The sequence below is a fragment of the Exiguobacterium sp. HSB13 genome (genome assembly GCF_056764755.1).
Genome location: NZ_JBUZOM010000001.1, coordinates 2,111,191 through 2,125,060, shown reverse-complemented (window position 1 = coordinate 2,125,060; position 13,870 = coordinate 2,111,191). Strand labels below are relative to the sequence as shown.

Annotated in this window: 14 protein-coding genes; 11 read left to right on the top strand and 3 right to left on the bottom strand. The window is 49.9% G+C overall.

The window, feature by feature from the left end; genetic code table 11:
- Positions 1 to 15 precede the first annotated feature (15 nt).
- From ACZGCQ_RS11095 to ACZGCQ_RS11075, 5 genes are all read left to right on the top strand, one after another.
- A complete protein-coding gene (locus ACZGCQ_RS11095; protein WP_481266295.1) occupies positions 16 to 2,877 on the top strand; it encodes an adhesive domain-containing protein in 2,862 nt (953 codons plus the stop codon).
- Positions 2,878 to 2,956: 79 nt separating this feature from the next.
- Positions 2,957 to 4,585, top strand: a complete 1,629-nt coding sequence (locus ACZGCQ_RS11090) for a poly(glycerol-phosphate) alpha-glucosyltransferase (RefSeq protein ID WP_481266294.1) — start codon at positions 2,957 to 2,959, stop codon at positions 4,583 to 4,585.
- A complete protein-coding gene (locus ACZGCQ_RS11085) occupies positions 4,582 to 5,199 on the top strand; it encodes a class D sortase (protein WP_481266293.1) in 618 nt (205 codons plus the stop codon). The genes ACZGCQ_RS11090 and ACZGCQ_RS11085 overlap by 4 nt, the downstream gene beginning before the upstream one ends.
- Positions 5,196 to 6,257: a YheC/YheD family protein gene (locus ACZGCQ_RS11080; protein WP_481266292.1), complete on the top strand. Its 1,062-nt coding sequence runs from the start codon at positions 5,196 to 5,198 to the stop codon at positions 6,255 to 6,257. Before ACZGCQ_RS11085 ends, ACZGCQ_RS11080 begins: the two co-directional genes overlap by 4 nt.
- 14 nt (positions 6,258 to 6,271) lie before the next feature.
- Positions 6,272 to 6,865 (top strand): hypothetical protein, encoded by a 594-nt coding sequence (locus ACZGCQ_RS11075; protein ID WP_481266291.1) that lies wholly within the window; start codon positions 6,272 to 6,274, stop codon positions 6,863 to 6,865.
- A 38-nt stretch (positions 6,866 to 6,903) separates the two neighbouring features.
- On the opposite strand, the gene ACZGCQ_RS11070 is transcribed toward ACZGCQ_RS11075, so the two are convergent.
- Together ACZGCQ_RS11070 and ACZGCQ_RS11065 are read right to left on the bottom strand one after the other, a co-directional pair.
- The gene (locus ACZGCQ_RS11070) at positions 6,904 to 7,839 is read right to left on the bottom strand and encodes a class F sortase (RefSeq protein WP_481266290.1); all 936 of its coding nucleotides are present in this window, start codon (positions 7,837 to 7,839) and stop codon (positions 6,904 to 6,906) included.
- 96 nt (positions 7,840 to 7,935) lie between these two features.
- Positions 7,936 to 9,303 carry a copper amine oxidase gene (locus ACZGCQ_RS11065; protein ID WP_069940026.1) on the bottom strand — a complete coding sequence of 456 codons (1,368 nt, stop codon included), beginning with the start codon at positions 9,301 to 9,303 and terminating at the stop codon, positions 7,936 to 7,938.
- A 404-nt stretch (positions 9,304 to 9,707) separates the two neighbouring features.
- On the opposite strand from ACZGCQ_RS11065, the gene ACZGCQ_RS11060 reads away from it, so the two are divergent.
- The 6 genes from ACZGCQ_RS11060 (at position 9,708) to ACZGCQ_RS11035 (ending at position 13,538) form a co-directional block, all read left to right on the top strand.
- A complete protein-coding gene (locus ACZGCQ_RS11060; protein ID WP_481266289.1) occupies positions 9,708 to 10,004 on the top strand; it encodes a DNA-directed RNA polymerase subunit beta in 297 nt (98 codons plus the stop codon).
- Positions 10,005 to 10,032: 28 nt separating this feature from the next.
- Entirely contained in the window at positions 10,033 to 10,455 is a 423-nt protein-coding gene (gene fabZ / locus ACZGCQ_RS11055) for a 3-hydroxyacyl-ACP dehydratase FabZ (protein ID WP_029342716.1), read from the top strand.
- Positions 10,456 to 10,462: 7 nt separating this feature from the next.
- Entirely contained in the window at positions 10,463 to 10,885 is a 423-nt protein-coding gene (locus ACZGCQ_RS11050; RefSeq protein WP_029342715.1) for a hypothetical protein, read from the top strand.
- A gap of 96 nt (positions 10,886 to 10,981) precedes the next feature.
- A complete protein-coding gene (locus tag ACZGCQ_RS11045) occupies positions 10,982 to 11,296 on the top strand; it encodes a four-helix bundle copper-binding protein (protein WP_069940025.1) in 315 nt (104 codons plus the stop codon).
- Positions 11,297 to 11,431: 135 nt separating this feature from the next.
- The gene (locus ACZGCQ_RS11040; RefSeq protein ID WP_481266288.1) at positions 11,432 to 13,000 is read left to right on the top strand and encodes an SdrD B-like domain-containing protein; all 1,569 of its coding nucleotides are present in this window, start codon (positions 11,432 to 11,434) and stop codon (positions 12,998 to 13,000) included.
- A 112-nt stretch (positions 13,001 to 13,112) separates the two neighbouring features.
- Positions 13,113 to 13,538: a helix-turn-helix domain-containing protein gene (locus tag ACZGCQ_RS11035; RefSeq protein ID WP_029342712.1), complete on the top strand. Its 426-nt coding sequence runs from the start codon at positions 13,113 to 13,115 to the stop codon at positions 13,536 to 13,538.
- 69 nt (positions 13,539 to 13,607) lie between these two features.
- Here the strand turns inward: ACZGCQ_RS11035 and ACZGCQ_RS11030 are convergent, their stop codons facing one another.
- Positions 13,608 to 13,859 (bottom strand): hypothetical protein, encoded by a 252-nt coding sequence (locus ACZGCQ_RS11030; RefSeq protein WP_230088487.1) that lies wholly within the window; start codon positions 13,857 to 13,859, stop codon positions 13,608 to 13,610.
- Between the last annotated feature and the right edge of the window lie 11 nt (positions 13,860 to 13,870).

The following is a 13,870-nucleotide window of genomic DNA, read 5'->3' as shown; positions in this document are numbered from 1 at the left end:
CCGAATCAAGCAAGCTTGGCAAACATTGAAATTCTCACTGATGCTCAAATCAGTGCAGTTTTAACTGAGCAAACAGAAAAGTATAATTTAGCATTAGGTCTGACGGGGACCGGATTAGCTGATGCTGAAGTCCTCAATCCAACACGTGTTGCAGCATTCTCGATTCCGGATTTAGCTGGTAAGATGTCAGCGCCCAATCCAGCGAACGTAAGTGTTGAGATTCTTCCAATCACGCTTGAGGATTTGCCGACATTAAAGGCAAGTCTAGATCCAATATCGGGAGAGTTAACTTCGACACTTGGTAGCTTACTTCGGGCGTTAAGACCTCTTTTAAGTAATCCAGCTCTTACGGTGGAAGGGTTAGAAGAGTTAGAAGATGCAATCGAGGCATTAGATAATCTAGATGTCGCGTTATCTAAATTACTGGACTATAACGATAAAGTTCCGATTACGATCAACGAAGACGGAACGGTTGTAATTGATTTTAGTGATGGGTTAGGAAATCACATTGAACCAGCCGTCAAAGACGTTGTTCAAGAAACGATTAATAACGTAGTCAGATCATTAAAGAATTTAAAGGTCACCAGTGATTCTATTTTATTGAATACGACGCTTAATCTTACGGTAAATCCTGTTTTAAACCTGTTGAAGGGTTTAGGGACGGAATTGCAAGACATATCGGATGAACTGACAACTGATTTAACTCTCATATCTAATGATCTCGTAGGAGTTCAAGTGATTGGTAACACGACGATCACAGCCGATATTTTAGTCAATAAACCAGCCAATGTACCAAATGACAATGTAGTCGTTACCGGTACTGTCGTTAACACGTCAGCTATAGATGTAGGTATCTTAGCAGATACAGGTGATCAAGCTACAATCATTTTCAATGAAGAAGCTGATGGAGATGCCGACGCCGATGCGGATGCTGATGCCGATGCAGATGCTGACGCGGATGCAGATGCTGACGCTGATGCGGATGCTGACGCTGATGCGGATGCCGACGCTGATGCGGATGCTGATGCCGATGCAGATGCGGATGCTGACGCCGATGCGGACGCGGATGCCGATGCAGATGCCGATGCGGATGCCGATGCGGATGCCGACGCGGATGCCGATGCGGATGCTGACGCTGACGCTGACGCCGACGCGGATGCCGATGCCGACGCGGATGCCGATGCTGACGCCGATGCGGATGCCGATGCTGACGCCGATGCGGATGCTGACGCCGATGCGGATGCGGATGCCGATGCCGATGCGGATGCCGACGCGGATGCCGACGCTGACGCCGATGCCGATGCCGATGCCGATGCTGACGCCGACGCTGATGCCGATGCGGATGCGGACGCTGATGCGGATGCGGATGCCGATGCGGATGCCGATGCGGATGCGGATGCCGATGCAGATGCCGATGCGGACGCCGATGCGGATGCCGATGCGGATGCCGATGCTGACGCTGATGCGGATGCCGATGCGGACGCTGATGCTGATGCCGACGCGGATGCCGATGCGGATGCTGATGCTGATGCGGATGCTGACGCCGATGCGGATGCTGACGCTGATGCGGATGCGGATGCCGATGCGGATGCCGACGCGGATGCGGATGCTGACGCCGATGCCGATGCGGATGCCGATGCGGATGCTGACGCCGATGCGGATGCTGATGCCGATGCCGACGCGGATGCTGACGCCGATGCGGATGCGGACGCTGACGCCGATGCGGATGCCGATGCGGATGCCGATGCGGATGCGGATGCCGACGCGGATGCCGATGCTGACGCTGATGCCGATGCCGACGCAGATGCCGATGCCGACGCTGATGCCGATGCAGATGCCGATGCGGATGCCGATGCGGATGCCGACGCAGATGCCGATGCCGATGCGGATGCTGACGCCGATGCCGATGCGGATGCCGATGCGGACGCGGATGCGGATGCAGATGCTGACGCTGACGCTGACGCGGATGCCGACGCGGATGCGGATGCAGATGCAGATGCAGATGCCGATGCCGACGCAGATGCCGATGCCGATGCCGATGCGGACGCGGATGCTGACGCGGATGCCGATGCGGATGCCGATGCGGATGCTGACGCCGATGCCGATGCTGATGCTGACGCCGATGCGGATGCTGACGCCGATGCCGATGCGGATGCTGACGCTGATGCGGATGCTGACGCCGATGCCGATGCGGATGCTGACGCTGATGCTGACGCAGATGCCGATGCCGACGCGGATGCCGACGCTGATGCCGATGCAGATGCCGATGCAGATGCTGATGCTGATGCCGATGCAGATGCTGATGCTGACGCAGATGCCGACGCAGATGCCGATGCGGATGCCGATGCGGATGCGGATGCCGATGCGGACGCTGATGCTGACGCAGATGCCGACGCGGATCAAGATAATGACGGAGACAATGATAATAATAATGGTGGAGACAAAGACAACGACAATGATGGGAAAGAGGATCCAGACAACGTCTCGAATCCGAATGATGACAACGACAATGACAATGACAATGTCATCATCCCGATCCCAGTCGTCACACCACCAACGACTCCACCAGGAAATGGTCCAGGTGTCACACCAACTCCTGGCATGAGCCCTGTCTCAGGTCCGAACGTCAAACCAGCTCCTTCGACTGGCGCTGTAAACGGACCAAGCGTCAAACCGACATTGCCAGCGAACACAGTCGGTGCACCGATTAATAAATCACCACTCGTCTCAAAACCGATCACTCAACCCGTTAAACGAATCGTTGGTGGTACGTTACCGAACACTTCGGAAAATCTGTTCTTGATCACCCTCATGGGAATGCTTGCGACAGCTGCCGGATTGTTCACGAAACTGTTCCGCCGCCGTCCACAAGAGTAAGTCATGCTGTAGTTAATCGTAGTGGGGCCATCTGTGCCTCACTGCGATTCATCCTTTTAGAATAGGAGTGAAGCTGAACATGGATCTGCTCAACCGATTCACCACTGCCATCGATGTACTGGAACAACACATGAAGACCGATGATATCTATTACTGGAATCGTCAGATGATGTTATTCGTCTCACTCGGACAGGAATCAGAGCGGGCTCGCGTCGTTCGATTCCAAGGCAAAGGGCTACAATCCGTAAAAGATCAAGCACGCAATTGGCTCCGCAAACAACCGGAGATGGAGTGGTTAAAACTCGATATCGCCCGAAACTTTGAGGCGCTCTCGTTTGAGACCTTAAACGAACGTGTGAAAGGAACACGTAAAAATTACTTTCGGCGCGGAATCGCGTTTGATCGAAAGATGCAATGTGCCTATCTAGAAGAAGAATTGAATGGTAATGCCGTTTTGACAAAAGATCCGACGCATCCAGAACTACACATCAATCTAACGAACTTGAGCAATTATGCGCACCAACAAGGGCGGACGGAGCGGATGGTCTTTCATCCGACAAGTCCATGCCTCCTCTTTGATACACTCAGTGTCTTCGCAGACGAAACACCACATGTACTTGAAGTCATACGTGATGTCGAAAAAATCCGTGAGACGACAAGACCACTTCCTTCTGAAATCAAGACGATTGTCGCCCAGTCGAGTGAGTATCTTGCTCGCCAAGTCCGTGCGAATGGTCGCTTCCAATATGGTTACTTCCCATGCTTTGATAAACCAATCAAGTTCTATAACAGCTTACGTCATGCGAGTACACTCTATTCGATGATTGAAGCCTATCGACTGACACCAAGCGAACGAGTACGCCAAGCGATCAACGGAGCAAAACGCTATTTAATCGAGGAATTGATCGTACATGAAGGGGAGCGTTCCTTCGTGCTTGATCGTGAATCAAATGAAATCAAACTCGGTGCCAATGCTGCAGCCATCTTAGCGTTGACGGAATACATGCAGACGTTTCAGACGACGGATGAGTTACGACTCAGTCAACGACTCGCAGCCGGCATTCTTTCGCTGCAACAACCATCAGGTCAATACCTGCATGTACTCGAGTACCCGTCGTTTGCATTGAAGGATGCCTTCCGGATCATCTACTACGAAGGAGAAGCGACGTATGCCTTGATGCGGTTGTATTCACTCGACTCCAATCCACGTTGGCTCGACAGTGTCGTCCAGTCATTTGATCATTTCATCGCTAAATCGTACTGGAAGTTCCACGATCACTGGTTGAGCTACAGTGCGAATGAGTTGACGAAATGGTTACCGGAAGCGCGGTATTTCCAGTTCGGTCTCCAGAACGTTTCCCCGAAACTCGACTTCATTCATCACCGGGAGACGACGTACCCGACGTTCCTTGAACTGATGCTTGCGGCACGCGAGATGATTGACCGAATCGAAGCGCTCGGACGAGCCGACTTGTTAGCTGATTTTCCGATCGACTGGCTCGACCAGACGATTGAACGACGGATGATTTATCAGCGAAACGGCTTCTTCTATCCAGAAGTCGCGATGTATATGAAGAAACCCGGTCGGATTCTCGGAAGTTTTTATATCCGGCACCACTCGATGCGGGTTCGGATCGATGACGTCGAGCATAATTTATCTGGATATTGCCGGGCATGGACACGAATGCTGAAGGAGGTGCCGTCATGATGCGACGCGTATCAACGCTGTTACTTGTCATCGGACTTGCCTTACTTGGATACGTCGGGTATCAAAAACTGACGGTCCAGCAAACCTTGACGACGGAACTCGCAAAAGCAAAAGATGTCGTCCGGGCGGAAGAGACGTCATCGACCACATCAAAATCAGCAGTCACGAGCAAACAAGCGAAGGAGAAGACGGAGGACGTCCTCTTCCAAACCGGTGAGACGGTCGGTTATTTAAAAGTGGCGTCACTTGAAATGGAGTTGCCGGTGCTTGAAGGCGTCGATGATGCGACACTCGCAAAAGGCGTCGGGCATCATCCGGAGACGGCTTTTCCAGGTCAAGGCGACCGGATTTTCCTCGCCGGACATAACGATACGACGTTCTCGAAAATCAGTAAGCTGAAGAAGGGCGACGAAGTCGTCCTCTATCTCGCAAACGGCTCCTATCGTTACGTCATGCAATCGAGCGAGATTGTCGATTACAAAGATACGCGGGTCCTTGAGTCAACGAAGCAGGAGTCGCTCGTCGTCTCGACCTGTTATCCGTTTTATAACGTCACGGACAGTACGGAACGTTATTTGATCTACTTTGAACCGGTCGAGGAGGATGCGTCATGACACGAATCGGAATTTTACGCCTGAATAAGAAACCCCAATTTCGCGATAAGATTGCTTGCGTCATCGGTGCCTCAATGGGCGTTGACATCTTCTTTTTCCGACCACGCGATGTCGATTTTGAAAATCGGACGATCCGGGGACTCTTCTTCGATGAAGATGCCTGGCACCAAAGTATGTATGAGTTTCCGGACGTCATCTACAATCATTTGCCGCTCAGTGATGCAGACAAGGAGTTGTTCAATCGTCTCGCAGCAGAGATTCCGTTTACGACACATCGGATTGGTAATAAAAACGTCGTCTTACGCCAACTCGCGCAAGAAGGTTCGTTTCAGGATGTCTTGATTCCGATGCACCGGGTAAAGAAAGGAGAGACGATCTTCCCATTGGTTGAGCAATACGGAAAAATCGTCTTCAAGCCGGCGAACGGGAAACAGGGACAACGGATTTATACGATCGAGCAGGAGGGAGACCAGTACCGGTTCAGCCATCTACTCGAGTCGACCGTCTGTTCGACAGGGGAATTGATCAGCCGCATCGAAGAAGAGACCAAACGGAATCCGATGATCGTCCAGCCGTTCATCGCCTCACAAACGATCCATGGGCATTCGTATTGCATGCGAATCCATGTCGCGAAGGGAGCGAACGGTCGGTGGAAGCTCGTCAAATATTTTCCGTTCGTCAGCAACAATCACCAAGAATCGGTCAGCCATCTTAGTCACGGGGCGTTCTCGACGACGCGGATGGACATCTTCATGAAGCAGAACTATCCGGATCAACATGAAGCGATTTCGCGACGGATCGTCGACTTTGCGCGACGGTTCCCGGCCTATTTCGAATCATTTTATGCCTACCCGCTCGATGCGCTCGGGATCGATGTCGGGATTGGTGCGGATGGACGCATCTATCTCTATGAGGTCAATAGTCTACCGGGAACGCGCTACGTCGAGTTTCAGGCAGAATATCTTGCGGTCCAGTATTGCCAGTACCTTGCGACACATGGGCGCCCCGGTGTACATGGACTCGATCGGGGATGGATGAAGGAACGGATCGAGGCTTAGAAAAGAGGCGACGTGTGAAGACAGTATTGTTTTATGTGATGTCGGGCTTGCTCGTCCTCATCATCGTAACGAAATTCATGGTCCCCCTCTTCGGTTGGTTTCAGGCAGAAGAACCGACGAAAGAGATGAAACCGCGGACATCGATTCGACTGGATGAAGCACAGCTGAAGCAGTTTGATCGCGAAGATCGACTCGGTGTCGTCTATGAGATGGCGGGATTGAAGCTGAAGACGCTAGACGTCGATACGACCGAAAAAACACGACAAACGCCACTCGTTCAGATGAAGGTCGAAAAACAAAAGCTCCTCCAAGTAATGGGGGAGCCAGGACGGTTGCTTGCAATCACCGTCAAAGTGACGAATCAGTCAGCGGACGAGATTGAAATCTTACCTAAGATCGGGGAGTACGAGACAGAGGACGAAATCGTGACGATTGCGGATCAATTTAATGCTTTGAACGGTAAATATAAACCGAATGAGAGCCGGATTGGGATCGTCTTCATTCCGTCGGAGCAGCTCCGTGTGACGGAAGGACGACTCAGTCTGTTCTATGAGACGATGTCTGGGAAGAAACAACTCCGGATTGCGTTACCGGCAGCAAGTAAATAAAAAATGGGATGCCTCCGACTTGGAGACATCCCATTTTGTCATTTCTGAACGGCGCTGAACGCGTCTTCTGATTCGATTCCTGCTTTGCTGACCGCTGTGATGACGAAACGACCTGTTGCATCTTCAGGGAGTGGGAACGCTTTACGCTCGATCGATTCGGTCGTACCGAGTTTTTTGCGTTTTCCGTCCTTCTCTTGATAGATGTTGTATTTGACGACGTCCTCGTCTGTAGAAGCGTACCAGTTGATGAATCCACCACTGATCCGAATGTTCGTCGCGGGTTTCGGTGGTGTCTTAACAGGGTCAGACGCCTTCTCGTCCAGTTCCGTGAAAACGACGAGACGATCGTCGTACGTTCCTTTATTCTGATCGTACGTTCCGATACACGTGATCAAGTTCAAGTTCCGTGTATCGGCTGGACCGAAGATTTTTTTCAGTGGTGCTTTCAAGTGATCGTACTGAACGATTTCTTTGACGCGGAAGACGAGCTTACGTCCAGACGCATCGGTGATTTCGACGGGATCACCTTTCTTCAGCTCATGCAGTTTATAGAAGATCGCTGGACCGGTCTTTGTATCAGTGTGACCGTCGATGACGGCATTACCGACGTCACCGGGACGCGGACCGAACTTATACCAGCCGGCTTGTTGTTCGTTTTTAGGTGTCGCCATCGCACCATCCTTATCGAGCCCGACCTGTTCGACCTTCGTCTTGATGTCGTGCTTCGGGATGACGAGTTGTTTTGGAAGCTCGACCTCCGTTGCCGAGAGGTCCTTGAACTCCTTCTTAAAGATTTCAGACGGCTTGAGCGGATCTTCTTCCTTCGTCTCGGAAGAGGCCGCGGATTCTGTTTTTGGATCACCTTGCGTGATGTTTGATGTATCCGGTTTTGTTTGACCGAACAAGAGGAACAATAACGTTCCGACCGATGCGACCATTAAGATGATGCTCGCCGGTAATAACCAACGTTTCATAAACGCGTATCTCCTTTCCGAGAGAAGGGATTCCCTCTATGTACAAAAATAACAGGATAGCATGTCGCTATCCTGTTATTGATTATACCCAATTTCTTAGGCGTTTTGACGTTTACGTGCGAGGACAAGACCGACTGCTCCGAGTGCAAGACCGAATACTGCGATCGCACCAGTTGTTGCAGCTGAGTTGTTGTCGCTCATTCCACCGTTACCTGTGTTAGGCATTGATCCTGGAGTACCATCCATGAACTTCTCTGGTGATTGTTTAACGATTGCATCACCGAGGTTAGCTCCTACGCCGTACATGTAAGCGTAAGACTCACGGAATGTGTCGACAGAACCTTTGTAGTCGCCTTCAACATACTGCATGAACGTATCTTGGACGTAAGTCTCGTGACCTGATACGGCTTCTTGTGCTGCTTTTGTTGGAAGGTTTTCTTCTGTAGCGGCACCAAGGAATGCACCGAAGTCGTTCGAGAACATTTTGAGCATGTCTTGTGCGTCACCCATCAATTTCTTGTCGTCATTGATTGCTGCTGTGACGAGGTTCGCTTGTGCTTCGATGTGGTTTTTCGTCCAAACTTGCTCGAACTGATCTGCACCGGCTTGACCGTAGATCGATTTGATTGCTGCTTTGAAGTCAGCTGTGTGCATATCTTCAGCCCAGTTTGCTGCATCATAGTCTTTCGCTTGATCGACACCAGCTGTTAAGCTGAGGTTTGCAAGAGCGACGTGTTCAGCTGCGAGGCTGTTGAGTGTTGAACGAAGATCTGCTGCTTTTGAGTCAGCTTTCGTATTGTCGAATTTCTCTGGCATCTGTGTTGTGATCGCAACAGAGAGTGCTTTTGAGATATCGTACATGCGGCTATAACCTTCACGGAACGTGTTGTACGATCCTTCGTAGTCACCAGCTGCATATTGTTGGAATGTTTTGTAGACGTCTGCTTCGTGAGCACGGAGAACTTCTTCAGCTGCTGCTTTCGGGAGTTTACCTTCCGTAGCTGTATCGAGGAAGCTCGAGAGATCTTGTACGAACTCTTCTGTTTCTTTCTTCGAAGCGTTGATACCGTCTTGGTCGTCTGCTTTTACAGCTTTGACGAGGTCTGTCGTATATTTGTTGTGATCAACGAAGATTTTCTCGAACTGTTTTGCGCCTTCTTCACCGTAGACTGAAGCGATTGCTGGAGTCATGTCGAGTGCGTTTTGTTTGAGTGCTGCTTCGTAGTACTGTGCGTCTTTTGAGCCGTCATATTGTTTTTTCATGTCCATGACTGCAAGGACGAAGTGTTCAGAGAGTAATTGATCGAGTGTTGCACGAAGGTCAGCGGCTTTTGTTTTGACCGTGACGTTTTTCGGTGCATCTTGTTTCATGTCTTCTCCGCCACCGGAAGCGAATGCTGCCGTTCCTGGTAGTACGAGTGCTGCTGCCATTGCTGATGCTGCGAATTTTTTCGTGTGTTTCATCTTAAATCATTCCTCTCAGTTTTTGGTTTATTTGGTAGGTGTTTCTTGCCTGTTCTGAATAGCTTACGCAACGTCGGTTAATTTGGATTGCATAAAGTTTTAATTTTTTTTAAAAGTTATTGAAGTGATGTTTCGTGCCATCCAAGGACCGTTGCTGCGTCGTTCTGGAAAGCTTACGCCGGACAGTTCAGTTTGGATTTAAAAAAGTGTAAAAAAACCGCAGAACGTGGGAAACTGTTTTTCGCTTTCCTTATATACACAAACTAAAATTTTTTAGAGGAATTGCCTGTCTCATCGTGTTACACTAGTTGCGGAACACGTTTTGTAGCGAATTTGGAACTATTTAATACCAGGTACTAATATGCTATACTGTTCTCAGACTGAATCAATGAAAGGTGATCAAGATGGTACAAAACCAAACAGGCACGGATCAGCCAACGCGTGAACGCCTGAAGAAGAAGCAAGAGGCTTCAAACCAGGAAACCGGCAATCCGGAGCACAAATCAGAGCGACGTCTTCGTGCATATTCGACACGCCGAGTTCCGATCATCGTACGTGTACTGATCGTTCTCGTTCTCATCGTCGTAGCACTGATCGTCGGCGCAATGGTGGGTTATGCGACGTTTGGTGGTGGCGAGGCAATGGATGTGTTAAAGCTCGACACATGGACCCGCATCACCGATTTTTGGATGAAATCTTAATTTTAATCAGTGATGGGAGCTGTCGAATATGTATACGATCGAACAAATCAAGGAAGTCATTCCGCACCGGTATCCGTTTTTACTCGTTGACCGCATTTTGGAAGTCGAAGAGGGAAAACGTGCCGTTGGAATCAAGAACGTCACGGCGAACGAAGAATTCTTCAATGGCCATTTCCCAGAATACAATGTCATGCCCGGCGTCTTGATCGTCGAAGCACTCGCACAAGTTGGTGCCTTCGCCGTGCTGAAGATGGAAGAGAACCAAGGGAAGCTCGCTTTCTTTGCAGGAATTGAAGGATGCCGCTTCAAACGTCAAGTCGTGCCCGGGGATCAGCTCCGCCTCGAAGTCGAATTGACGAAGGTCCGTGGACCAATCGGTAAAGGTCGTGCTACAGCCACAGTCGATGGGGAAGTCGCCTGTGTCGCTGAACTGACATTTGCTATGAAGTGATGCGAACATGAAACGCTGGCTTCTCCCCCTCGCGATTTCCTTACTCGTCGTTCCTGGTTGTCAGCGCGCAGAACAAGCGAAGACCGCTTCCCCGACGGTCATCGTAGATCCCGTTAAGCGTGCAGGACAGACTGAGAACATTTCCGCGCAAGTCACCCTGACGGAAAATGACCGGATGCGTCTCGTCATCCGGACAGCGAATGACATTCGACTCGATGACCAACAGGTCGATATCCGGCTCGAAGTCGCCAATCAATCGATTCCGTTTCCGTTCGTCTCCTTCGAAGCGAAGAAGATGGGGGAAATCCGGACCTATACGTCCAATACGACGATCGAAAAAGAAGTCTTCGATGACCAACGTCTTCCTGTCCTCATCATTGATGCAGGAGCAGGCCGTGGAATCGAGATTCCGCTTGAGATCGTCAAATAAGACAGCATAGCGAGCTTCTAGCTCCATGTGCTGTCTTATTTTTGTTTGATTTCGGCTCGTGAGGGAAAAGAAAACATATACAAAGGAGGAATCATTATGGATCAAACGGTACAGCAACGACTGACAGATTGTATTCTTGCTTGTAATCATTGTTTTGATGCCTGTCTGAAAGAAGAACATGTTGGACATATGGCGGATTGTATTCGACTCGACCGGGATTGTGCTGATATCTGTAGCCTCTTGCTACAAGCAATTGCTCGAAACAGCTCGAATGTCGCGGTCCTTGCAAAAGCTTGTCAGGAGATTTGTGAAGCCTGCGCTGCTGAATGTAGTAAACACGATCATGACCATTGCCAAGCGTGTGCAAAAGCGTGTACAGCATGTGCGGAAGCGTGTAGTCAGCTCGTCTAAGACCTTGTCTTTCGACAAGGCTTTTTTATTATAAAAAAATAGCAGGAATTCAAGATTCCTTCTGGTTATTTTTGGCGGATTTGTTTACTATTTAGGGAGGTAATATTAAATCACGATAGGAGCATACATACACTCATGAAAAAACTTGGTTTACTTATGATGGCACTCGTCGTTGCGTTCGGTCTGAAGTTACCGGTCTACGCAGAAACCGTCGAGTGGGACGTCACAGGAACGGGCACGGGTCCGTATACGTTAACGTTTGAAGGCACAGGCATCGTCGATATCACGTCGGAGACGGCACTCGTCTTTGAAGACGGCGTGACAGGTGAAGATGTCAACATCGAAGAGACACCGGTCGTGACGTTCACGGCAGAGACGGCACCTGTCGTCAAGGTCGTCTCAGCAGATGGACAACGGACGATTCTCGTCGAATTCGGTAAAGTCGTTACACCAGAAGAACCGACGACAGAAGAACCAACTCCAGAGACACCCGTAACAGAAGAACCGGTCAAAGAAGATCCAGCAATGGATGAACCGGTGACGGACGAACCAACACCAGAAGAGCCTGTGACGGAAGAACCGGTCAAGGAAGAGCCGACGACAGACGAACCAGAGACAGGTGATGATGCAACACCGACACCAGTCGAGGCACCAACGACGGCAACGATTGAAGGAACGATCTGGTTTGATGAAAACGAAGACGGCATTCGCCAAGAGAAGGAAACACGTCTCGATGATGTCGTCGTCTATTTGATGGACCGGAATGAAGATGTCATCGATGAAGCATATACGAAGAATGGTCTATACAGCTTCAAGGACTTAAAGCCAGGAACATATGAAGTCGAAGTCGACGGATATGACATGGGCTATTACTTCTATTCCGAGCAAAACGTTGGTGACGACCGGACGATTGACTCCGATGTCGATGAAGACTTTGGGATGAAGAAAGTCCGTCTCGTCGCAGGTCAGACGGAAGTGATCGACGCTGGGATTTACGGCGACGAAGAGCTCGACGGTGCGTTCGAGCATTGGTTAGCTGTCGTCAATTTCTTTGATGCGAACGGAAACCAACAGCCAGATTTTGATGAAGGAACACTTCCTGCGACGTATACGGTGACGGATGCGATCACAGGAAAGGACGTCTATCAGGAAAAAATCGCAAAAGATGACTTGATGATGCTCCAACTTGATCCGGGAACGTACACGATCAAGACGGAAGTCGCAGCGGGCTACACGGTCAAAGCGATGCATCACCTTGACATGGATGACTTGATGATGGATATGGATGAAGAGATGTATGAAGACTATGAGTCATTCGCTCAGCAAGCGAAAGCAATGAAATTGATGGCGAGCGACGAAGAAGCAATATCGCCGGAAGAACAAGAGATGATTGATGAGTTATTGAAGTACTTCGAGCGGAAATCACCGGAAGCGGGTGTGACGATCGAAGAAGGCAGCCTCGGTACGATTTTGCTCGCAGAAATCGCGAAAGCAGAACCAGTTGCAAAACCGACGCCAACACCAACGTCAACAGAAACATCTGTCCAGACAGTCGAATCGGCTGAAAAACAGTCGAAACCTACGACAACGACAGCAACGGGCACATTACCACAAGCAGGTGAAGACAAGCCGTTCCCATATGCAGCAACGGGAGCAGGACTTGCGATCATCGGTCTTTGGTTGCTCGTTCGTCGGGGTGCATAATGATTAGAGACCTTCTACACGAGGGTCTCTTTTTTTGATGTGTGTATTCTTTGACACACACGCACACATGTGTGTATAGTGAAGATACTACTAGAAGGAAAGAGGGATGACGATGTTAACGACAAAACAGATCAGTGAATTGTTACGTGTCTCAGAAGAAACGGTCCGTCGCTGGATTCGGACAGGCGAATTGCATGCCGAACAGGATGGAAAAGGGTACCTCGTCGATGAATTGGCGCTGAAACGTCTCGTCGATGAGAAGTCGCAGATTCCAGGAACCGCGATGAACAAGATTCTCCCACTCATCCAAGATATGTTCGGACCGGAAGCGGCGCAGTTCGCGAAATCGAACTTGTTTGATCCACTCCGTCAATCGATGGAGCAAGCCCCACCGAAGCCGGAAGCATCGAACGAGTCACTCGCAGAAGAACTCGATCGTCTAAAGCGCAAAAAACGTCGTCTCGAACTTGAGCATGAACTGAAGTTGCTTGAGATTGAAGAGAAGATCGCAGCAATCGAACGGAAAGTTCAGTCCTGAAGACGAAAAGCGATGTCCCCAAGTGAGGAGACATCGCTTTTTTTCGTTCGATCATAAGAAAAACCCACTTCACGAGTCGGAAGGGGTTTTGTCGTTTGCTTGTTTCTTTTTACGGTACCAGTACCAGTAAGCAAGTCCGAGTCCGATCGGGATTGCAGCCAGGTACGGGTTAGCTTCGATGAAGCTGATCATCTCAAAGAGCGCGAACCATCCACTGATTAAACCGAGGATGAGTAAAATCGTCCGTAGTGCTTCGGGAAGCTTGCGGATCCGATACGCAATGAGACAGACGAGGCAAAAGATAATGATAGCCACGAGCATTCCTCCCATTC